This is a genomic window from Duganella radicis (genome assembly GCF_009720825.1).
GTDB lineage: Bacteria > Pseudomonadota > Gammaproteobacteria > Burkholderiales > Burkholderiaceae_D > Rugamonas > Rugamonas radicis.
The window spans coordinates 18,001-39,328 of sequence record NZ_WNKY01000054.1 but is presented as its reverse complement, the minus strand read 5'-3'; the positions used below and the strand labels follow the sequence as shown (position 1 = coordinate 39,328).

Sequence of the window (21,328 nt, the reverse complement as noted above, 5' to 3'; positions counted from 1 at the left end):
AGCGCGCGCCGCCGGGCGCGGCGGCTGGCCGCCTTGCCGCGCGTGCCGCCCAGTTCCGAGCATACCTGCCACACACCTTGGGCGGCATTCCACACAACTCTGAATATACGGTTCATGACGCTACCTTGCAACGATATCAGCCGGACGCATGCCACCTGTGGCGGCACGAAACATCAGCTGGGGATGGGGCAGCAAGGAGCGGGGCTGCGGGAAAGGCGGGGGGCGCGAGGATTGAGCGCGAATCTATTTGCCGTAGGGCAATTGCGATTCTACCGGAAGGTTTTTAGTTTTTGTACGGCAACATCCACAAAAACCCGCGCCTGTTGGATCGGCACTACGGTGCGGCGCCCAACAGCACGCGGCCAAACGCCGTGTCGGTGCGCTCGCCGCCGCGAGCCGGGTCGTAGGCGAAGCGGCAAGTTTGCAAGTAAGCTACCGCCTGCGCGGCCAGCTCTCGCGGCTGGCCGTCAGCCTCGGTGACGACGCGCGTCGGCGCACCGTGAGCATCGATCAGGAAGCGCAACAGAATGCCATCCTTGCCGCTGGGGCGCGGATCGGCTTCGCGGAAGGCGGCAAAGCGCCCGGACGGCTGGCAACTGCCGGCCACCAGCAGCGGCCGCACCGGCGCCACGCCATCCAGCTTCCACACATATTGCAGCGGGAACACCGTGCCGTCGCGCGCGGCCGGCAGCCCGGGCTGGAAGCGGCATTGCTGAATGCCGCGAATGGCGGCGTCGTCAAGGATCTGCCAGCCGCTGCCGCGTGCGACGGCCGGATTGCGCACCGCGCCGTCGGCGCCGATCTCGAACCGGATGGTGGTCACGCCTTCAATTTCATAACGGCGCGCCTCGGCCGGCCATTGCGGCTGCATGCAGCTGGCCGGGGTGAGCAGGGCCTGCAAGGGGGCGCGCGCCGGTCCGGACTGGGCGGCGCGGCTGGCGAGATTGAGTGCGGCAAGCGCCGCCGCCACGACGGCGACGGCCAGCAATTTCTTGTTCATGCCGCGATCATAGCGCGCTTATTTGTCGCCGACCAGTTGCACCGCGTCGACCACCTTGTACGAGTGCTCCAGATTATTGGCGATGGTGAGCTTGACGCGCTTGGCCTTGTACGGCGTCTTCTCGAAGCTGCGCACGAACCAGGTGCGGCTGCCGCGCTGGTCGCGCTTGACGTCGCTCAGGCCTTCCCACACGGTGTGCCACTTGTCGTCGGTGTCTTGCAGCTCGACCTTGTTGAACGCTTCCACACCCTGCCCGCTGCCGACCACGATGCGCACCTCGGTGGCGTTGACCGGGGTGGCGTAGCCGAGCTCCAGCCAGTCGAAGCCCTTGTCGGTGCTGTTGTTGGTCCACTGGTTGCCGTCGGCCGGGCCGGTGGCCTTGATGGGCAGGTTGGATTCGCTCGGCGTGCGGCCGTTCTCGTCGCCAAACACCGAGCTGGCCTTGGCGTCGGTGGCCCACTGGCCGCGCGCATCGTTGATGTATTTGTCCTCCATCACGCCGTAATCGAGCAAGGCCTGCTTCTCAGCCAGTTTTTCCTGCTCGCGCGTGAGCGGCGCGGCTGGCGCGGCGGCTGGTGGCGGCGCGGCGGCGGCGGGCGCGGCAGCAGGCGCAGGCGTGGCCGGCGCGGCTTCCTCGGCCTTCTCCTTCTTGTGGCAGGCGGACAGCAAGGCGGCCAGCACCATGGCGGCCGCGGCGGCGTGATATTTCATCGGCACATACCCCTTCAATGATGTTATAAAATCAATGTACATCATCTGCAAATATCGCCGCGCACAACTCATCAGCAAGAGGGACACCATGACCACCGACTACCAGCCGATCAGCTGCGACTTTCACGACCTGCTGGAAGTCCACGCCACCAAACGGCAAGCCACCACCATCCAGTTCCGCGACGCCGACGGCCAACTGCAAACGCGTCACGCCATCATCACCGACGTTTTCGCCAGGGACGGCGCCGACTACCTCACCCTCAGCACCGGCGAAACCCTGCGCCTGGACCAGCTGATCGACGTGGACGGGGCACGGCTGGCGGATTACTGAGGCTGCGGCTGAACGCGTTTTTCCACCTCGCGCACCAAGCTGCGCACATAGCGATACCTGAAAAGCAGATCCGCCTGATCCAAGGGGGAAAGAACCGCTGCGGGATGAGCAAACTTCAATTGATCGATATGCTGGCGTATGATCGCCCGTAGTTTTTTGAATTGCCAGTCGTCGCACTGGTTACGCCAATCACACTCCCATATGTATGAAGCATCCCGAACGAACTCCAGATCACCGGCAAGACTCTGCACCAAGGCGCTACGCATCGAGAGTGTCCGGCAGAAATCATACACACTCCAGAAAAACACCGCAGCACCCAAAGCCAAGCTAACCATAATCATCAAACTAATGGCATGCATGAGAGTCTCCTTTATTGGCTCTTGAAGAACACAAAAAATTCATCCTCATTACGCACATGACGATAATATCGTTCAATGATATGCGCTCCAAACATAAACGCAATAGCCGCACAAGAAGAACTGTTAACGTTGGCAAGCAACGGTACAGGTCAGTGGAAAGGTAGCCAAAGGTTGCGGCAAAGGCGAAGCCAAAAAGAATGCCAACACCCAGTAACGCGACATGGCGCGACGACAACGCTATAGCCAATGAATACAACGCCGCCGTAAGCGAGGCAGACTTGGATGCAATCGCACCGCTAAACCATCGCTCCAGCAGCAGCGGCAATAACGGCAGAAGCATGTGCAGGGCAACGCACGCCAAAAAATTTTGCCAGCATTCGAAAGTAGTCTTTCTTTTGGCGCTCATGACCAAACCCCATCGGCAGAAGAGAACTTCCAGCCTACCTAAGTTCGGTCAGCACCATATGATCCAGCTCAGACCGCAACGAGGTCATGGATAAGATTAGCGCCGGTGGAACTGCCGCACCAGTTCGGTGAAGTGCTTCACGGTGATCGATTTGTCGCGTGGGCGGGTGATCAGGGCGATGGCGGTGCCCAGGTCTTTGTTGCTGATGTCCTGGTAGGTCACGCCCTCGGCGCGGAACTGGGCGATCGATTCGGGAATGATGGCCACGCCGAAGCCCGCCGCCGCCATGTTCACGCTGGATGAAATCTGCGGCGATTCCATTTCGATCTTCGGCGAGAAGCCGGCCGAGCGGCAAGCGCTGATGATGGCGTCGTGCAGTTCCGGATTGATCGCGCGCGGATACAGGATGAACGGGTCGGCGGCCAGCTGCTTCAAGTCGATATGGCGCCGGCGGCCCAGCGCGTGGCCGCTCGGCAGCACCGCGATCATCTTCTCCTGCACCAGCGGCGTCACCTTCATCTCGCCGCAATCGAGCGGCAGACGCACCATGGCGCAATCGACCTGCGCGTCGGCCAGCTTGCCGAGCAGCGCCACGCTGTTGCTCTCCTCGGTGCGGATCTTCACGCCCGGATACGCCTCGCGGAAGCGCCGCAGCAGGCGCGCCACCGCCGGGTGAAACACCGTCGATCCGGCAAAGCCGATCGACAGGTTGCCGCTCTCGCCGCGCGCGGCCATCTTCACGTGTTCCAGCGCATCGTTGGCGTCGTCCAGCACGCGCTGCGCGCGTTCCTTGAAGATGACGCCGGCCTCGGTCAACTCCACCCGGCGCGGATGGCGCACAAACAGCTTGGTGCCGATCTCCCGTTCCAGTTTGATGATCTGCTGGCTCAAAGGCGGCTGCGCGATGCCGAGGCGCTCCGCCGCCACCGTGAAGTGCAGATGCTCTGCCACGGCCAGGAAATAGCGCAGCTGGCGAAATTCCATGCTTGTCCTCTCATTTAAAAAAACGCTACCAAAACCGTTTGCGATATCTTTTTCGTCTTGAAGAGACTACCACGAAATATTGGATTCGGCGGCCGTGCTTTTTTACACTGTCATCATTATGTTGAAGACACTGCTCACCACCACCGCCGCCAAAGCCAACCTGATGGACGGCATGCGCGCCGCCTCGGCTTCGGCCCTGATGCTGCTGGTGGGCTGCGTGCTGCATGTACCGGATTTTTCCTGGGCCGCCATCGGCGCCTTCTGGACCTCGCTCGCCACCGCGCCGCATGGTGCGCGCAACCGGCTGGCATCGATGCTGTCGTTCGCCGCGCTGTCCACGCTGGGCGGCTTGCTGACCACCTGGGCCGCCGGCTTTGGCGCCACCGCCGGCGCCCTGACCATCCTTGGCTTCGTCACCGTGGCCGGGCTGACGCGCATCTGGGGCGACGCGCCATATCAAGTGGCCATCCTCGCCGCCACCGCCTGCGTGGTGATGGTCGACCATCCGGCCGCGGGCAGCGCCGGCGGCTACGCCTACCTCGGCCTGTACCTGCTGGGCTGCCTGTGCGCCACCGCGCTGAGCATGGCCATCTGGCAGCTGCGCCCCGCAGCGGCGGAACAGCACAAGGACGCATGGCACCACGCCGCGGCGCGCAATATGCGCGAGGCCTTGCGGCAGCTGCGCGCACATGCCTCGCTGAGCAGCGACGGCGTGCACTTCGCCCTGCGCCTCGGCATCGCCACCACGGCCGCCTATCTCGCCGTGCATAAGCTGGAACTGCCTTGCGGCTACTGGGCCACCATGGCCGTGCTGCTGATCCTGCAACCGTCGGCGGCCGGCACCTTGCCGCGCAGTTTGCAGCGCGCGGTAGGCACCGCGATCGGCACCCTGATCGCCGTCGCCATCGGCGCGCTGGCGCAAACGCCGCTGGAAATCGCGCTGGCGGTGTTCCCGCTGATCGGCCTGACGATGGCCCTGCGTCCGGTTGGGTATAGCGTGTTTGTGGCTTTCCTCACGCCATCGTTCGTGCTGGTGGCCGATTACGCCATGCCGACCATCGACTACACCTACGCCTTGGTACGGCTGGAAAACAACCTGCTCGGCAGCGCCATCGCCGTGGCCGCGACGCTGACCCTGTGGCCGCTGATGGATCGCCTGCGCAAATCAAGCTAGAATCACAGGCGTCATCGTTTCCGATTTCGCCATGTCGCTAGACTGCCAGTCCTGTGGCGCCTGCTGCGCCGTATTCCGCGTCAGTTTTTATTGGAGCGAATCCACGCTCCATCCCGACGGCCGCGTGCCGCGCGAACTGGTCACGCCCGTCTCGCCGCACCATGTGGCGATGAACGGCACGCTGCAAGCGCCGGCGCGCTGCGTGTGCCTGGACGGTGAAGTCGGCCTGTCCGTCAGCTGCAACATCTATCCCCTGCGCTCCAGCACCTGCCGCGAATGCGAAGCCGGCTCCGAACAATGCCTGCGCGCCCGCGCACTGGCGGGACTGACGGAAGACACACGCGTCGCGGTCTGACAAACAAATCGGCGTCCTCCTACGCGGCCCGGCGCCGGCCGCCGATAAGATGACACTCCCAGCAGTCAACTCGCCAGGAGATCCGCCATGTTTGCGCTCAAAAAACTCAGCCCGACCATTACCGACATGATCCGCTTCGATCACTCGCACGTGCTGGTCACCTTCCACCAATACACGGCCGGCGCCACGCCCAAGGTCAAGAAAGCGCTGGCCGAGACCATCGCCAGCGCGCTGGAAATCCATGCCACGCTGGAGGAAGAAATCTTCTACCCCGCCATGCGCGGCATCGACAGCGACGAGCCGGTGCTGCTCAAGAGCGTACCCGAACACAACGAGATGCGCCGCCTCATCAGCGAACTGCGCAGCACCCCGCCGGGAGACGTGCGCCACGATCAGCTGCTGCAACAACTGATGCGCGACGTCATCCACCATGTCGCCGATGAGGAAACCGTGCTGCTGCCGCACGCGGAACGCCTGCTGAGCAAGGACAGGCTGAGCGAGCTGGGCGTGGAAATGACCAAACGCCGTCTGGAGCTGGCCGGTCCGAAGGCGGGCAAACTGGCGATCGACACCGCCATCGGCTTCTCCGGCAGCACCGCCGCCTGGACGCTGGGCATTCTCGGCGCGCTGACGGCGGTCACGCTGCTGACCCGCAAAGCCAAGCCGATATGACTAAAGAATCAAGGCCATCGAATTCTCGATGGCCTTTCTACTTCCGCGACTCGTCCCGATATCCAATCATCGCTCGTCCCTTCGTCGCGGTTAACAACTTCCCGCTCTGGCAGCACGTCTGAGAAATCCTCCCCGCTCGCAGCCACCCACGCTTCAGTTGTCCGATGCATGCGCGAGCTCAAGTTCTATTTCGCTCCGATAGATATTCAGAAGAAATCCAAACGTGGAATCGCAACTCCCAAGCGAGAAATTGATCTAATCAAAACGCGCTTAACGATCGCAGCAGCGCTAGAAAGGAGTGATTGGGCATGATTACCATTATCGACGGCGTCCCCATCGAAGAAGGCAGCGGCAACGTGTACAAAGACCTGGGTTATCCGAATGCGGAACAAATGCTTCTCAAGGCTGATCTAACCCATCAGCTCCAGCAAACCATTAATAACCTCGGATTCACGAAACAACAGGCCGCAGAAAAGATCGGCATGACTGAGTCTTGGCTGTCAGATTTACTAGATGGGCAGTTCAGGAATATCGATGAAGCCACAATCATCCAATGCCTGGAGCGGATAAGCAATTTCTGATCCCCATAAGATCACTAACGCCGACATGCCGAGCATGCGGCGGCGAAAACGCGATTGTCCCCGGCATAACGTTCAAGCCAAGAAGCACCGGCTCGCCAGAGTGATGATGAAGGCCACAGCTAAAAGTTGGCGAAGAATCGTATCGATTGCCGGGCAAGTGTAGAGAGATTTCTGGACAAGCACATTGGTGCGGGCGCAAGCAGTCTGTAAGACTTGAGTATGTGTCATGCGGCGGCTTTGGGGGCAGCGGAAGTTCCCCTGCAGAGACCTACCAAGCGAAATGCCACGCTGTGACCAAACGCCGTCTGGAGCTGGCCGGTCCGAAGGCGGGCAAACTGGCGATCGACACCGCCATCGGCTTCTCCGGCAGCACCGCCGCCTGGACGCTGGGCATTCTCGGCGCGCTGACGGCGGCCACGCTGCTGACCCGCAAAGCCAAGCCGGCCTGACAAGACGCCAAATACACCGCAGAAGTGGCTGTGCCGGAGGTATTTTCGCCTGATCGTCTATAACGGTCTAAACGACACTAACGAAGGCTAAGACAGTCCAAAATCCGCAGAGGCTTGTCTAAAAAAGTCCTGAAAATCGGAGCTGGAGTCTAAATCAGTCGCATTCTGCGCGCCAAAAGTCTAGAACACTCTCAAATTTGGTGCTGGGATTTAATTTATAGACTGCTTTATAGACTCAAATCCTCGTAATCTCTGCCACGCACATGCTGCGCGGTTCGATCGGGATTCTTCTGCGCCCGACATTCGTCAGCACGCACCCAGTAATCATTGCCCGGGAAGCGCAACCACACGAAGCGCCAGGCGTTGCGCCCCGCCCCATGACGATTGGCGAAGACAGAGGGCGTCAACGCCTCGCCATCGTCCGCGATGATGCGATCGCCAACCACCTTGGCGTACGCAATGGTGTGACGATAGCAGGTACGAAGATTGGTCCCGTCCGGCAGAAAGAGATTTTTCCATTGAAAGCCGCGCATCGCCCGGCCGTTCTTTTGCAGCGAGGCTCGCTCCATCTCAATCGCCAGCCAACGATGAAGCAACTCAGCCAAAAAGTCTTCGGCATTAACGCCGGGGCGAGTCTCCATCAAATGAAATTCAAGGTCCATGAAGTCGGATATTGGTATTTCGACGTGGCGCTTCGCTACGAATCCCATGATGAACTCCTCTCCAGACAAGTCTAAAAGTTAGACCTTCGAAACGAAACTTAGTTCGTTCTAGATTTTTTCATTCGAAAAGAAGACCTTTTTAGACTTTGTCTCTGATCTTCTAGACTCCATTAGACATACAGGAGCCAATTTCAGCCCTAAATAGACTTCGTTGGATCGAAGCAGAGCGGTTTAGACTAATTTAAGAAATCACACCCGGCATTCACCCTACGCTCGCGTTGCTCAGACCGTCCATCACGGCTGCTCTCGCTTCGCCGGAACGATGGGCGACAAAAAACCCGCTTTCCTCAACGAGAAAAACGGGTTTCTGATTATTCCTTGGTGCCGCTGACCGGAATCGAACTGGTGACCTTCGCATTACGAATGCGCTGCTCTACCGACTGAGCTACAGCGGCGACGACCCGCATTCTAACAAAGAACCTTCACTGCAACCAGTCCTAAAACGATAATTTTTGGTCTAGTTGCAATAATCACATTGCTTTCTGCGAATCAGGTTTCCTGATGGTAGCCGGTCACCACCGCCACCTCGTCGCGCGAGCCCAGGAAGACCGGCACGCGCTGGTGCAGCTTGGTCGGCTGGATGTCGAGGATGCGTTGCTTGCCATCGGTCGCCGCGCCGCCCGCCTGCTCCACGATGAAGGCCATCGGATTGGCTTCGTACATCAGGCGCAGTTTGCCCGGCACCGAGGTGTCGCGCAGGTCGGCCGGGTACATGAAGATGCCGCCGCGGTTCAGGATGCGGTGCACGTCCGCCACCATCGACGCGATCCAGCGCATGTTGAAGTTGGTGCCGCGCGGACCCGTGTCGCCGGCCAGCAGTTCGCTGATGTAGCGCTGCACCGGCGGGTGCCAGTGACGCTGGTTGGACATGTTGATCGCGAATTCCTTGGTCTTGGCCGGAATCTGCATGCCGCGCTGGGTCAGCACCCACGAGCCCATTTCGCGGTCCAGGGTGAAGCAGTTGACGCCGTTGCCGGTGGTGAGCACCAGCATGGTTTGCGGACCATACACGGCGTAGCCCGCCGCCACCTGTTTCGAGCCAGCCTGCATGAAGTCCGCCTCGCTCGGCTGGCCCATGCCTTCCGGCGCTTTCAGCACGGAGAAGATGGTGCCGATCGAGACGTTGACGTCGATGTTCGACGAGCCGTCCAGCGGATCGAACAGCAGCATGTATTCGCCTTTTGGATAGCGGTTCGGAATCGGGTGGATGGATTCCATTTCTTCCGACGCCATGGCCGCCAGGTGGCCACCCCACTCGTTCGCTTCCAGCAGGATTTCGTTGGAAATGATGTCCAGTTTTTTCTGCACTTCGCCCTGCACGTTTTCGGTGTCGGCGGAGCCCAGCACTTCGCCCAGCGCGCCTTTACCGACCGAGTGGCTGATGGTTTTGCAGGCGCGCGCGACAACCTCGATCAGCAGGCGCAGCTCTGCCGGGATGTTGTTGTGGAGGCGCTGCTCTTCCACCAGGTATTGCGTAAGACTGACTCGTTTCATTGTGGTCCCTCGTTGATTGTAATTAGTTGGCCAGCGCCTTGGTGATGACCTCGGAAACGTCGTTCGACAGCTTGCGCCTGGCGACCTTTTCCAGCGCCTGTTTCATCTTCGCTTGCAGCGCCGGCGCGTAACGGCGCCAGCGGTCCATGGCGCGCGCCAGACGCGCCGCCACCTGCGGGTTGATCGCATCGAGCTTGATCACGAACTCGGCCCAGAATTCATAGGCGCTGCCATCGGCCGCGTGGAATTGCGACGGGTTGGCGTTGGTGAAGTTGAAGATCAGCGCGCGCGCACGGTTTGGCGTTTTCAGCGTGAAGGCCGGGTGCTGCATCAGCTTGCGCACCGCCGCCACGTTGGTGGTCGGCGCGGAGGCCTGCATGGCGAACCATTTGTCGATCACCAGCGCTTCGTTGTCGAAATCGTCGTAGAAGGCTTTCAGGTACGGGCCGCTTTCGGCGCCGCTGTGGATCATGGACACCAGCGCCGCCGAGCGGTCGGTCATGTTGGAGGCGTTTTCAAACTGCTGTTGCGCGAGTTTGAGCTCGGCCAGTTCCGGCGCCACCATCAGGTAGGACAGGCACAGGTTTTTCAGCGCGCGCTTGCCGGCCGACAGCGCGTCCGGGCTGTAGTCGCCCGGGGTCTGGTTGGCGTGGTATTGCGCCAGCAGTTCGGTCTGCAACGCCGTCCCAATCGTGCGGCGCATGAACTGGCGCGCGGTGTGGATGGCTTGCGGATCCACCACGTCCATCTGCTCGGCGACGATGGTTTCCGACGGCAGGATCAGCGCCAGTTCGCGGAAGGCCGCGTCCAGTTTTTCATCGGTCAGCACGGAACGCATGGCGTTGATGAAGGTGCTGTCCAGCTTCAGGTTGTTGGCGCCGTGCGCGGCCACTTGCTTGGTCAGCTTGAGCAGGCGCTCCATCGCCAGGCGCTGACCAGCTTCCCAGCGGTTGACCGGGTCGCTGTCCTGGCTGAACAGGTGCAGCAGTTCGTCGTCGGTGTAGTCGTATTCTAGGATCACCGGGGCCGAGAAGTCGCGCAGAATCGATGGCGTCGGACGCTCGTCGACATTGCGGAAGCGGAAGATCTGCTCCTGCCCGGTCAGCTCCAGCACCACCGTGGTTTCGTCACCCTTGGCGCCCTTCTCATGCTTACCGTTTTCCAGCGTCAGCGGCAAGTCCTTGCCGTTGGCGCCCAGCAGGCCCACCGCCACCGGGATGTGGAAGGGCTGCTGCTCCGGCTGGCCACGCTGCGACAGGATGATGTCGAAGTTGCGTTTGACCGCGTCGTAGCGGGTGCGCGCCGTCACCACCGGCGTGCCGGCTTGCGAATACCAGCGTTCGAACTGGGTCAGGTCGCGGCCGTTGGCATCGGCCATGGCGGCGCGGAAGTCGTCGCAGGTGACGGCCTGGCCGTCGTGGCGCTCGAAGTACAGGTCCATGCCTTTGCGGAAGCCGTCGCGGCCCAGCAGGGTCTGGTACATGCGCACCACTTCCGCGCCTTTTTCGTACACCGTCACGGTGTAGAAGTTGTTGATCTCGACGAAGGAGTCGGGACGCACCGGGTGCGACATCGGGCCGGCGTCTTCCGGGAACTGGGCCTGGCGCAGCGTGCGCACCTGGTCGATGCGGGTGACGGCGCGGCCGGAATCGGTGCCGATCATGTCGGCGCTGAATTCCTGGTCGCGGAACACGGTCAGGCCTTCCTTCAGCGACAGCTGGAACCAGTCGCGGCAGGTCACGCGGTTGCCGGTCCAGTTGTGGAAGTATTCGTGGCCGACCACGGCTTCGATGCCGGCGTAGTCGATGTCGGTGGCGGTGCGCGGGTTGGCCAGCACGAACTTGGTGTTGAAGATGTTCAGGCCCTTGTTTTCCATCGCGCCCATGTTGAAGTCGCCCACGGCGACGATCATGAAGCGGTCCAGGTCCAGCTCCAGGCCGAAGCGTTGCTCATCCCAGCGGATCGAGTTCTTGAGCGACTGCATGGCGTAGTCGGTCTTGTCGAGGTTGCCCTCTTCCACCCACACTTGCAGCAGCACTTCGCGGCCGTCGGCCAGCTTGAATTGCTCTTCCTGGCACACCAATTTGGCGGCAACCAGCGCGAACAGGTAGGACGGTTTCTTGAACGGATCTTCCCACTTGGCGTAGTGGCGGCCGTCGCCGAGCTCGCCCTGCTCCACCAGATTGCCGTTGGACAGCAGCACCGGATAGGCGGCCTTGTCGGCGCGCAGCATCACGGTGTACCTGGCCATCACGTCCGGGCGGTCGGGGAAGAAGGTGATGCGGCGGAAGCCTTCGGCCTCGCACTGCGTGAAGAAGTTGCCGTTGGAGACGTACAAGCCCGACAGCGTGGTGTTTTCCACCGGCGCGCAAAGGGTTTCAATCTCCAGCACCACCTCGGCCGGGGCGTTGCGGATGGTCAGGGTGGCGTGGCTGAGTTCGTAGTCGCGCTCGCTGAGCTGCTGGCCGTTCAGGCGCACCTGCACCAGCTCGATCTCTTCGCCATGCAGCACAATGTCGTGGCTGGCCGCGTCCGGGTTCTGGCGCAGCGTGATGCGGTTGGCCACCACGGTACGCGCCGGGGCCAGGTCGAAGCCCAGTTCTACGGTGTCTACCAGGTAGGCGGGAGGGGTGTAATCTTTGCGGAAGATCGTCGTGGGGCTGCTGTCTGTGCGCATTGGAAGCTCTGGGTGGACGGAGGCAAAGGCTTATTTTACCAATACCAGCGTCGGCCGATGTGCCGAATTGGCATTTTGGCCAAGCTTTCCAACCGGTAAGTTGCCGCTTTCCACGATGCGGTAACATTCTGTAATAATCATGCAAGGTCCGAACGAGCGACATAAACTTAGCTCTGGAAAATACCGTCTTACTGTGAGGGGCAACATCATGAAATATCTCGCCACGTTGGCGACAGCCGCCGTCCTGCTGTTGAGCGGCTGCGCCACCACCATCAGCAGCAATGTCACCGCCTTCAACGACTGGCCGGCCGATCTCGCCGACAAGTCCTACGCCTTCGAAGCGCCGCAGGGCGCCGACGATACGCTGGAATACCGCAACTACCAGGTGCTGGTCGCCAATGAACTGGGCAAGCTGGGCTTCCATCAGGTGGCCGACAACCAGTCGCCGAAGTTGCTCGTTGGCATGAAATTCTTCACCATCGACCATCCGGTGCGGGTGTTGCAGACCGAATACCCGTTCATGGGTCCGTACTGGGGCCCGTACTACGGCCGTTATGGCTGGGGCTATTCGCGCTGGGCCTATCGTCCGTTCTTCTACGATCCCTTCTTCTACGGGCCGACCCGCGTGGAAGAGCGCGTCAAGCACCAGTACCAGCGCCAGCTGCGCGTGACCATCAACAACACGTCGGGCCGCAAGCTGTATGACGTCACCGTGCAGAACACCAGCGGCGTGCAAGCCACGCCGCACGTGATGCCGGCACTGGTGCAGAGCGCCTTCACCGGCTTCCCCGGCCAGAACGGCGTGCCGCGCACCATCGACATCACCATCGAGCCGAAGACCGAAACCGTGCAGGCCGCCGCCTCGGCGCCCAAGGCCAACTAAAGGCTGCGCTTCAAGTACAGTGGCAGCAGCCACCAGGCGCACAGTATCAGCAAGGCCATCAGGGCTGACATGATCAGCCCGACGGTGGCGCCAAACACTTCCGATATCACCAGATCCGTTCCCAGCACCAGGGCGATCGCCAGCGCAAACGCGCCGGCGACGATCTGGCGCGTCGCCACGCGCTTGAAGCGGGCGCGGTCTTTCAGGGGGCGCATCAGGCGGTGCTGGATGGCGGGCGCGCTCAGCAACACCAGACTGGTCAGCGAGAAGAAGAAGGTCGCCAGAAACAGCAGCTTTTCCACATGGACGATCTGCGCAAAGCCGCTGTTGAACGGCAGGATCACCAGAAAGGCCGACAGCATTTGCGCGCCCGGCAACAGGATGCGCGTCTCGCTCAGCAGGTCGGTGAAATCGCCCTCGCCGCCGGGTTCGCAGTCCGGCTGTTCCGGACGCGTGCTCATGGCAGCAGGATGCTGGAGCCGGTGGTCTTGCGGGCTTCCAGGTCGCGGTGGGCCTGCTGCACGTCGGCCAGGGCGTAGCGCTGCCGGATGTCGATCTTCACTTCACCGCTGCTGACCACGCCAAACAGCGACCTGGCCGACGCTTCCAGGTCTTCGCGCCTGGCCATGTAGGCCATCAGCGACGGCCGGGTGATGAACAGCGAGCCGCGGCTGGCCAGCTCATTCAGGCCGAACGGCGGCACCGGGCCGGAGGCATTGCCGAAGCTGACCATCATGCCCAGCGGTTGCAGGCAGTCCAGCGAGCCGGTGAAGGTGTCCTTGCCGATCGAGTCGTACACCACCGTCACGCCCTTGCCGCCGGTGAGCTCCTTGACGCGTTCGGTGAAGTTTTCCTGGTTGTAGTTGATGACGTGGGTGGCGCCGTTTTCAATCGCCAGCGCGGCCTTCTCGTCCGAACCGACGGTGCCGATCAGGTTCACGCCCATCACGCGCGCCCACTGGCAGGCGATCAGGCCGACGCCGCCGGCGGCCGCGTGGAACAGCACCGTATCGCCGGCCTTCAGCGGCACGGTGCGGTGGAACAGGTATTGCACCGTCAAGCCTTGCAACATCATGGCGGCGGCGGTGTCGAATTCGATCTGCTTGGGCAGCGGCAGGATTTGCGCGGCCGGGATGTTGCGCGCCTCCGAATAGGCGCCGAGCGGCCGGCCGCCGTAGGCCACGCGGTCGCCCGGCTGGAACTCGGTCACGCCCTCGCCCACCTCCTCCACCACGCCGGCGCCTTCCACGCCCAGCGCCCCGGGCAGCGGTTGCGGATACAGGCCGGTGCGGTGGTAGACGTCGATGTAATTGAGGCCGATGGCTTCATGGCGCATCCGGACTTCGCCGGGGCCGGGCGGCGGCAGATCGATGTCCACCAGTTCCATCACCTCGGGACCGCCCACGCGGTTCATGCGGATCGCCTTGACCATCGCCGTTCTCCTTATTGCGCTGCGCGCTGTTGAAGTTGAGACAGTACCAGATGTGCCGACGCCACGTTGGTCGCGCACGGCGTATTGTGCACGTCGCAGGCGCGCACCAGGGCGTTGATGTCCGGTTCGTGCGGCTGCGGGGTCATCGGATCGCGCAGGAAGATCACGGCGTCGATCCCGCCCTCCACCAGCAGGGAACCGATCTGCAAGTCGCCGCCGAACGGGCCCGAGTGCTTGCGGTCGACCGTCAGGCCCACTTCATTGGCCAGGCGGCCGCCGGTGGTGCCGGTGGCCACCAGCTGGCAGGTCGCGAGGTAGGCCTTGTATTCGGTGGCCAGGGCGATCATGTCGTCTTTTTTCTTATCGTGAGCAATCAGGGCAATGCGGGTTTTCATGTCGTGATCCTATTTTTTGGACAGCAGATAAATCCCTGACAGCACGAGCGCGGTCCCGCCCAGTTGCCAGGAGGTGACGGGCTCGCCCAGCAGCAGCGCGCCCAGAAACAGCGTTGAAACGGGGCCGATCATACCAGCCTGCGAGGCGGTGCCGGCGCCGATGCGTTCGACCGCGGTCATGGTCATGAACACCGGCGCCACCGTGCACAGGATGCCGTTGACCAGCGACAGGCCGTACACCGGCAGCGGTTGCAGCAGGCCGGACGCGGGCCGCAGCAGGAAGAACTGGCCGACGCAGGCCACGGTGGACACGCACATGGCGTAGGACACCAGCCGGATCGCCCCCAGCCGCTTGACCATTTCGCCGGACAGCAGCAGATAGGCGGCGTAGGCGGCGGCCGAGCCGGTCACCAGCGCGGCGCCCAGCACGACATTGCCGCCGCCTTGCAGGTCGTGCACGAACACCAGCACGATGCCGAGGTAGGAGATCAGCAGCGCCATCCACTGCTGGCGGCTGATGTGCTGCCGGAGGACGGTGGAGCTGATCAGCAACACGAAGGTGGGCGTCAGGAACAGGATCAGGCGTTCCAGGCCGACCGAGATGTATTGCAGGCCGAGGAAATCGAGAAAGCTGGACAGGTAATAGCCGACCAGGCCGAGGCCGGCGATGCGCCAGCGGTCGCCGGCGGAGAGCGGCGGCGCCGAGCGCATCTTCCACAGCGCGACGGCGGCAAACACCGGCAGCGAGAACAGCATGCGGAACGCGATCAGGGTGACGGCGTCGATGTGATAGCGGTACAGCAGCTTGGCGACGATGGCCTTGGTGGAAAATAAAACCGAGCCGCCGATGGCGATACCGAGGCCGCTGAGAAAAGCGGCGCGCGCCGGCGCGCCGGGTGTGGTGCTTTTGTCCATACCTGAGATTGTACGGGCAAAAGCAAACCGCCGCTGGCGCGCCCCCGGTGCGCCCACGACGCGCCACCAATCGGCAGCGCGCGCAGCGTGGGTGGCGTGCCGTGGCGTGCAATGGCGCAGCGTGACGTTAGCTGATGGCCACCGCCGCGGCGCCGGCCGTCACCGTCGCGGTGGTGGTGCGGGCGACGATGGTGGCGGGGGCGGCGCCGGCCACCAGTTTGTTCACCTGGCGGAACTGGGCGGTCAGCCTGCCCGGGGTGAGCGTGACCAGCGTGTAGCCCTGGGCGTCGGTGTTCAGATGCTTGAGCCACGGGTTGTTGCCCAGCGCGGACAGTTGCTGCGCCAGTCCCAGCAGGCTGGTGTTGAAGTCGCTGTTGGCTTGCAGGCCGGCCAGCACGGCCGCCGCCGTCGCTTCCAGCTGCGCCTCCGGCACGCCTTTCGCGGCCAGCGCGCCGCGCAGCTGCACGCGGGTTTGTTCGGCCAGCGAGGCCAGCGTCGGCGCGGCCTTGCCGATGGTGTAGTCGAGCAGGTTGAAGCTCAGGCTCACCGTGCCGAGGCCCGGGACCGGCACCGCCAGCGGGTTGGACACCAGCGTGCCGATGTCGCCCAGCGAGGCCGCCGCGTCGCGCAGGTAGCTGAAGAAGGAGTCGGAGCTGATGCCGGCCGAGACCAGGTCCACCATCACCGGCGTGCCGCCGCCGGTGGCGTCGTAGTCGTCGTTCACGGTGCCGGCGAAGAAGGAGTGGATGTCGCCGGTCAGCGCCACCACGTTGCCGATGGCGTTGGTCTTCAGGTGCGACATCAAGGCTTTGCGCTCGCTGTTGTAGCCATCCCATTGGTCGCAGTTGAGCAGGAATCGGGTGAAGAAGGCCGACAGCGCATCCTTCTTGCCGGAGACCGCCACGAAAGGCGATTCGGCTTTTTTGGCCTGCACGTCCGGCTTGATGTAGCCGAAGGCGATGGTCTGCGCCGCCACGGCCGCCAACGCGACGCCGCTCGCGCCGCCCGCCGCCGACGCGCCGACCTTGACGAAGGTCGCGGCGGCGATGCTGGCCTGCGCCATGGTCAGGCCGGTTTTCACCCCGGCCGCCACCAGCGCCTCGGTCGTGGCCGTGCCGCTCCCGGCGCCGCCGGCGCCACTGCCTGCGGCGGCGGTGGCGATGGCCACTGCGCCGGCTTGCGCCACGCCAGCCGATGCACCTGCCGTCACGCCGGCCACGATGGCGCCGGCCACGGCGAAGTTGCCGCCGGCCGCAGCCGCCGCGCTGCCGACCGACGTCGCCAGCCCGCTCACCGCGCCCACGGCCAGCAAGGTCGCCACGGCATCGGTGCCATTGAGGCCCATGCGCAGCAAGGACACTTCATTGCCCCACAACTTCCACGTCGCGGTGGCGGACTTCATCTTGTCCATCCACCACTGGCGCTGCGTGTTGCCGAGGATGGTGGCGGTGGTCAGCGGATCGAGCCCGATGGCCTTGGCGCCGGCCATCTTCTGCGCCTCCACGCTGTTGAACAAATCCTGCGGCACCAGATAGCGCGCACCGATGCGGCCCAGCGCCTTGCCGGTGGCCGGATTGACCGACGACTCGGGAATGATGTGATCCGAACGGTACAGTCGCTCGTCCGTCATCACCAGCTGCATCAGCTTCCCGAACTGGAAGTCGCGATAGATTTTGATGTTCTGGAAGGTGGTATTGGCCGCGTCCAGCGACACATCGGCCGGCATGAATTCAAACCACGCCTGATTGGCGTTGCGGCGGCGCGCGGTCTGGTGCAGGTCCGAGCCGTCGGCGTTGAACGAGCCGTCGTAGGTCTGCGCATCCTGCCACGCATCGTCCGAGAACTCGTGATCGTCCCAGATGGCGATGAAGGCAAAGCGCTCGTGCAGCGCTTGCAGGCGCGCGTCGGTGCGGTATTTTTTGTACAGGTAGCGGTAATCGGCCAGCGTGTTGGCGTACCTGGCGCCCGAGCTGCCGTTCTTGAACACGCCGTCCGGCAGCACCAGCGCATCATGGCGGCTTTCCACCGCGCCCAGCTGGAAGTCCTCGCCCACGGTCTCGTAGATGTAATCGCCCAGATGCACGATGAAGTCCAGATTCTCGGCGGCGATGGAAGTCATCGCCCCCCAGTGGTTGACGCTCCAGTCCTGGCAGGTCATGTAAACAAACTGGAGCTGCGACACATCCGCGTCGGCCGCCGGCGCGGTCTTGAAGCGGCCCACGTTCGAGCGGTTGTCGCCGGCGATGAACTGGTAGTAGTACACCGTCGCCGCCGACAAGCCGGTCAGCTTGTGGCGCACGGTGTTGTCGTACTGCGCCTGCAGCGGCAGGGTGACGTCGGCCACGGTGGTCCCGCTCAGCGCCGCATTGCCGCCCAGCGCCTTGCTGTTGTCGGCCGAGGTGACGATCAGGCGGATCGAGGCGTCGGCGCCGGCGGCCACGGTGGCCACGTTGTCGGCCGCCGCCGGCACGGCGCGGGTCCACAACAGAATGCTGTCGGCGCGCGGATCGCCGGAGGCCACGCTTTGCGGGAACTTCCACGCGCCGCTGGCCGGCGGCAACGCGCCGCCCGGCGCGCCATCGCTGCCGCCGCAGGCGCTCAGGCCCGCGCCCGATGCCACCGATACCGTAATAAAGCTGCCGAATTTCAGAAACTGCCGTCGATCCATGTCCACTCCCGCTGCAATCATGTCAAAAAAGTAAACCCTAGCAGCAGGATATGACCGCTTCTCTACAAAAAGTGGAGCAAGGCCTCTAGCGAGGGAGCGGGTAGCCTCTTATGCTAGAATACCGCCCTCACCGCACACCAACGATCACCTAACGAAATACCGCCGAAGGAAGACCGAACATGGCTGGACACAGCAAATGGGCCAACATCAAGCACAAAAAGGCAGCAACTGACGCGAAACGCGGCAAAATCTGGACGCGCCTGATCAAGGAAATCACCGTGGCAGCCCGCATGGGCGGCGGCGACCCAACCGCCAACCCGCGCCTGCGACTGGCCATGGACAAGGCGGCCGACGCCAATATGCCGAAGGATAACGTGCAGCGCGCGATCACCCGCGGCACCGGCGGCGAGGACGGCGCCAACTACGAAGAGGTCCGCTACGAAGGCTACGGCATCGGCGGCGCCGCCGTCATCGTCGACTGCATGACCGACAACCGCGTGCGCACCGTGGCCGAAGTCCGCAACGCCTTCAACAAGAACGGCGGCAACATGGGCACCGAAGGTTCGGTGGCCTTCATGTTCAAGCACGTCGGCCAGTTCCTGTTCGCGCCGGGCACCAATGAGGACGCGCTGATGGAAGCGGCGCTGGAAGCCGGCGCCGAAGACGTGGTCACCGACGAGGAAGGCGGCATCGAAGTGCTGTGCGGCCCGCACGATTTCGCCGGCGTCAAGGACGCGCTGGAAGCCAAGGGCTTCAAGGCCGAAGTGGCGGAGATCATCATGAAGCCGGACGCGGTGACCGCGGTCACCGGCGACAACGCGATCAAGATGCAAAAACTGCTGGATGCGCTGGAAGCGCTGGACGACGTCCAGGAAGTGTATTCCAACGTTGAGATCGAAGACTGAGCGAAGACTGAGGACTTATGAAAATTTTGGTAGTCGGCTCCGGCGGCCGTGAGCACGCGCTGGCATGGAAACTGGCGCAATCCGAGCGCATTCAGATGGTGTACGTGGCCCCGGGTAATGGCGGCACCGCGCGCGACGCGCGCCTGGTCAACGTCAACATCACCGACCTGCACGAGCTGGCCAACTTCGTCGAGAGCGAAGGCATCAGCCTGACCGTGGTCGGTCCGGAGACCCCGCTGGCCGGCGGCATCGTCAACCTGTTCCGCGCGCGTGGCCTGAAAGTGTTCGGCCCGACGAAAGAAGCGGCGCAGCTGGAATCGTCGAAGGACTTCGCCAAGGCCTTCATGCAGCGCCACGGCATCCCGACCGCCAAATACCAGACCTTCTCGGACGTGGCGCAAGCCCACGCCTATATCGACGCCAACGGCGCGCCGATCGTCATCAAGGCCGACGGCCTGGCCGCAGGCAAGGGCGTGGTGGTGGCGATGTCGCTGGAAGAGGCGCACCGCGCGGTGGACGACATGCTGGCCGATAACCGCTTCGGCGACGCCGGCGCGCGCATCGTGATCGAAGAATTCCTGGCCGGCGAGGAAGCCAGCTTCATCGTCATGTGCGACGGCAAAAACATCCTGCCGCTGGCCACCAGCCAGGATCACAAGCGCCTCAAGGACAACGACGAAGGCCCGAACACCGGCGGCATGGGTGCCTACTCCCCGGCCCCGATCGTGACACCCGCCATGCACGCGCGCGTGATGCGCGAGATCATCAACCCGACCATCGCCGGCATGGCGAAGGACGGCATCGTGTTCACCGGCTTCCTGTACGCCGGCCTGATGATCGACGCCCAGGGCAATCCGCGCACGCTGGAATTCAACTGCCGCATGGGCGACCCTGAAACGCAACCGATCATGTCGCGCCTGAAGACCGATCTGGTGAGCGTGATGGAACACGCCGTCAACGGCACGCTGGACCAGGTGGGACTGGAATGGGACCGCCGCACCGCCGTGGGCGTGGTGCTGGCCGCCGCCGGCTACCCGGACGCGCCGCTGAAAGGCGCCGTGATCGAAGGCATCCCGGCCGAAACGCCGGAAGCGGTGACCTTCCACGCCGGCACCGTCGACGTCAATGGCCAGCTGCAAGTGACCGGCGGCCGCGTGCTGTGCGTGGTCGGTCTGGGCGACAGCATCAAGCTGGCGCAGAAACAGGCTTACGAGGCGGTCGATCAGATCAGCTTCGAAGGCATGCAGTGCCGCCGCGATATCGGCTGGCGCGGGCTGAAGCACTAAGATGTCGCCGGCGCCCGCCTCTACTCCGCAGCCCGCAGCAGTCAAAGCCTGGCTGCTCGACCTGCAAAACAACATCGTGCAAGCGCTGGAAGCCGTCGACGGCAAAGCATTCCTGCGCGATGAGTGGCAGCGCGCCGAAGGCGGCGGCGGGATTTCGCGCCTGGTCGAGGAAGGCAACGTCATCGAACGCGGTGGCGTCAACTTCTCGCACGTGCTGGGCGCCAGGCTGCCGCCATCGGCGTCGGCGCACCGCCCGGACATCGGCGGCAATCCGTGGGAAGCCATGGGCGTGTCGCTGGTGATCCATCCGCGCAATCCGTACGCGCCGACCGTGCATATGAACGTGCGCTTCTTCAGCACCACCAACGCGGCCGGCGAGCCGGTTTGGTGGTTCGGCGGCGGCATGGACCTGACGCCGTACTACGGCGACAAGGAAGACGTGAAGCACTTCCACCAGACTTGCCGCGATGCCCTCGCCCCTTTCGGCGACGGCCTGCACGACAAGTTCAAAAAGTGGTGCGACGAGTACTTCTACCTGAAGCACCGGCAGGAGGCGCGCGGCGTCGGCGGCATCTTCTTCGATGACCACAGCGCCGAAGGCTTCGAGCAGAGCTTCGCCATGACGCAAAGCGTGGGCGACGCCTTCCTCAAGGCCTATCTGCCGATTCTGAAGGCGCGCAAGGACACGCCGTACGGCGAGCGCGAACGCGACTTCCAGGCTTACCGGCGCGGCCGCTACGTCGAATTCAATCTGGTATTCGACCGCGGCACGCTGTTTGGCTTGCAGTCGGGCGGCCGCACCGAAGCGATCCTGATGTCGATGCCGCCCGTCGTCAAATGGCGCTATCGCTGGGAACCTGAAGCCGGCTCGCCGGAAGCGGCGCTGTACACCGACTTCCTGCCGCACCGCGACTGGCTCGCCGCATAAC

Annotated in this window: 24 protein-coding genes and 1 tRNA gene; 10 read left to right on the top strand and 15 right to left on the bottom strand. The window is 63.2% G+C overall.

Annotated elements, in window-relative coordinates:
- The 3 genes from GM676_RS33020 to GM676_RS27805 form a co-directional block, all read right to left on the bottom strand.
- Positions 1-116, bottom strand: a 116-nt coding sequence (locus GM676_RS33020; RefSeq protein WP_211923305.1) for an ESPR domain-containing protein, incomplete at its 3' end; no start/stop codon positions are given.
- 218 nt (positions 117-334) lie between these two features.
- On the bottom strand, positions 335-1,000 hold the full coding sequence (locus GM676_RS27810) for an energy transducer TonB (protein WP_155467525.1): 666 nt from the start codon (positions 998-1,000) through the stop codon (positions 335-337).
- Positions 1,001-1,018: 18 nt separating this feature from the next.
- The gene (locus GM676_RS27805; RefSeq protein WP_155467524.1) at positions 1,019-1,711 is read right to left on the bottom strand and encodes a hypothetical protein; all 693 of its coding nucleotides are present in this window, start codon (positions 1,709-1,711) and stop codon (positions 1,019-1,021) included.
- Positions 1,712-1,799: 88 nt separating this feature from the next.
- On the opposite strand from GM676_RS27805, the gene GM676_RS27800 reads away from it, so the two are divergent.
- Positions 1,800-2,042, top strand: a complete 243-nt coding sequence (locus GM676_RS27800) for a hypothetical protein (protein ID WP_155467523.1) — start codon at positions 1,800-1,802, stop codon at positions 2,040-2,042.
- Here GM676_RS27800 and GM676_RS27795 read toward each other — a convergent pair.
- The 3 genes from GM676_RS27795 to GM676_RS27785 form a co-directional block, all read right to left on the bottom strand.
- Positions 2,036-2,401, bottom strand: coding sequence for a hypothetical protein (locus GM676_RS27795; protein WP_155467522.1), 366 nt, complete (start codon positions 2,399-2,401; stop codon positions 2,036-2,038). The two genes, GM676_RS27800 and GM676_RS27795, sit on opposite strands and share 7 nt — an antisense overlap.
- On the bottom strand, positions 2,388-2,807 hold the full coding sequence (locus GM676_RS27790) for a hypothetical protein (RefSeq protein ID WP_155467521.1): 420 nt from the start codon (positions 2,805-2,807) through the stop codon (positions 2,388-2,390). The genes GM676_RS27795 and GM676_RS27790 overlap by 14 nt, the downstream gene beginning before the upstream one ends.
- 96 nt (positions 2,808-2,903) lie before the next feature.
- On the bottom strand, positions 2,904-3,791 hold the full coding sequence (locus GM676_RS27785; RefSeq protein ID WP_155467520.1) for a LysR family transcriptional regulator: 888 nt from the start codon (positions 3,789-3,791) through the stop codon (positions 2,904-2,906).
- A 118-nt stretch (positions 3,792-3,909) separates the two neighbouring features.
- Here GM676_RS27785 and GM676_RS27780 point away from each other — a divergent pair, with 118 nt between their 5' ends.
- The 5 genes from GM676_RS27780 (at position 3,910) to GM676_RS27760 (ending at position 7,022) form a co-directional block, all read left to right on the top strand.
- Positions 3,910-4,965, top strand: a complete 1,056-nt coding sequence (locus GM676_RS27780) for an FUSC family protein (RefSeq protein WP_155467519.1) — start codon at positions 3,910-3,912, stop codon at positions 4,963-4,965.
- Between the two features lie 31 nt (positions 4,966-4,996).
- Positions 4,997-5,320 carry a YkgJ family cysteine cluster protein gene (locus tag GM676_RS27775; RefSeq protein ID WP_155467517.1) on the top strand — a complete coding sequence of 108 codons (324 nt, stop codon included), beginning with the start codon at positions 4,997-4,999 and terminating at the stop codon, positions 5,318-5,320.
- 87 nt (positions 5,321-5,407) lie between these two features.
- A complete protein-coding gene (locus GM676_RS27770) occupies positions 5,408-5,992 on the top strand; it encodes a hemerythrin domain-containing protein (protein WP_155467515.1) in 585 nt (194 codons plus the stop codon).
- A gap of 308 nt (positions 5,993-6,300) precedes the next feature.
- The gene (locus GM676_RS27765) at positions 6,301-6,573 is read left to right on the top strand and encodes a helix-turn-helix domain-containing protein (RefSeq protein WP_155467513.1); all 273 of its coding nucleotides are present in this window, start codon (positions 6,301-6,303) and stop codon (positions 6,571-6,573) included.
- 290 nt (positions 6,574-6,863) lie between these two features.
- On the top strand, positions 6,864-7,022 hold the full coding sequence (locus tag GM676_RS27760) for a hypothetical protein (RefSeq protein ID WP_155467511.1): 159 nt from the start codon (positions 6,864-6,866) through the stop codon (positions 7,020-7,022).
- A 227-nt stretch (positions 7,023-7,249) separates the two neighbouring features.
- Here the strand turns inward: GM676_RS27760 and GM676_RS27755 are convergent, their stop codons facing one another.
- The 4 genes from GM676_RS27755 to pepN all read right to left on the bottom strand — a co-directional run bounded on the left by GM676_RS27755 (position 7,250) and on the right by pepN (position 11,915).
- Entirely contained in the window at positions 7,250-7,732 is a 483-nt protein-coding gene (locus GM676_RS27755) for a hypothetical protein (protein WP_155467509.1), read from the bottom strand.
- A 331-nt stretch (positions 7,733-8,063) separates the two neighbouring features.
- Positions 8,064-8,139, bottom strand: a tRNA-Thr gene (locus tag GM676_RS27750).
- A 94-nt stretch (positions 8,140-8,233) separates the two neighbouring features.
- Positions 8,234-9,238 carry a class 1 fructose-bisphosphatase gene (locus GM676_RS27745; RefSeq protein WP_155467507.1) on the bottom strand — a complete coding sequence of 335 codons (1,005 nt, stop codon included), beginning with the start codon at positions 9,236-9,238 and terminating at the stop codon, positions 8,234-8,236.
- Positions 9,239-9,260: 22 nt separating this feature from the next.
- Positions 9,261-11,915, bottom strand: coding sequence for an aminopeptidase N (pepN, locus tag GM676_RS27740; protein WP_155467505.1), 2,655 nt, complete (start codon positions 11,913-11,915; stop codon positions 9,261-9,263).
- A 208-nt stretch (positions 11,916-12,123) separates the two neighbouring features.
- Between pepN and GM676_RS27735 the strand changes: the two genes are divergently transcribed.
- Positions 12,124-12,798 (top strand): DUF4136 domain-containing protein, encoded by a 675-nt coding sequence (locus tag GM676_RS27735; RefSeq protein WP_155467504.1) that lies wholly within the window; start codon positions 12,124-12,126, stop codon positions 12,796-12,798.
- On the opposite strand, the gene GM676_RS27730 is transcribed toward GM676_RS27735, so the two are convergent.
- The 5 genes from GM676_RS27730 to GM676_RS27710 form a co-directional block, all read right to left on the bottom strand.
- A complete protein-coding gene (locus tag GM676_RS27730; RefSeq protein WP_155467503.1) occupies positions 12,795-13,259 on the bottom strand; it encodes a DUF6328 family protein in 465 nt (154 codons plus the stop codon). The two genes, GM676_RS27735 and GM676_RS27730, sit on opposite strands and share 4 nt — an antisense overlap.
- Complete coding sequence (locus tag GM676_RS27725; RefSeq protein WP_155467502.1) at positions 13,256-14,230, bottom strand: quinone oxidoreductase family protein; 975 nt, start codon at positions 14,228-14,230, stop codon at positions 13,256-13,258. The genes GM676_RS27730 and GM676_RS27725 overlap by 4 nt, the downstream gene beginning before the upstream one ends.
- 11 nt (positions 14,231-14,241) lie before the next feature.
- Complete coding sequence (locus GM676_RS27720; protein ID WP_155467501.1) at positions 14,242-14,625, bottom strand: methylglyoxal synthase; 384 nt, start codon at positions 14,623-14,625, stop codon at positions 14,242-14,244.
- A gap of 9 nt (positions 14,626-14,634) precedes the next feature.
- Positions 14,635-15,540, bottom strand: a complete 906-nt coding sequence (locus tag GM676_RS27715; protein ID WP_155467500.1) for a DMT family transporter — start codon at positions 15,538-15,540, stop codon at positions 14,635-14,637.
- Positions 15,541-15,667: 127 nt separating this feature from the next.
- Complete coding sequence (locus GM676_RS27710; RefSeq protein WP_155467499.1) at positions 15,668-18,208, bottom strand: alkaline phosphatase D family protein; 2,541 nt, start codon at positions 18,206-18,208, stop codon at positions 15,668-15,670.
- A gap of 179 nt (positions 18,209-18,387) precedes the next feature.
- Here GM676_RS27710 and GM676_RS27705 point away from each other — a divergent pair, with 179 nt between their 5' ends.
- From GM676_RS27705 to hemF, 3 genes are read left to right on the top strand one after another with little or no spacing between them, the layout of a single operon-like run.
- Positions 18,388-19,113 (top strand): YebC/PmpR family DNA-binding transcriptional regulator, encoded by a 726-nt coding sequence (locus tag GM676_RS27705; protein ID WP_155467498.1) that lies wholly within the window; start codon positions 18,388-18,390, stop codon positions 19,111-19,113.
- A 17-nt stretch (positions 19,114-19,130) separates the two neighbouring features.
- Positions 19,131-20,399 carry a phosphoribosylamine--glycine ligase gene (gene purD, locus GM676_RS27700; protein ID WP_155467497.1) on the top strand — a complete coding sequence of 423 codons (1,269 nt, stop codon included), beginning with the start codon at positions 19,131-19,133 and terminating at the stop codon, positions 20,397-20,399.
- Position 20,400: 1 nt separating this feature from the next.
- Positions 20,401-21,327, top strand: a complete 927-nt coding sequence (gene hemF / locus GM676_RS27695) for an oxygen-dependent coproporphyrinogen oxidase (RefSeq protein WP_155467496.1) — start codon at positions 20,401-20,403, stop codon at positions 21,325-21,327.
- Position 21,328 lies beyond the last annotated feature (1 nt).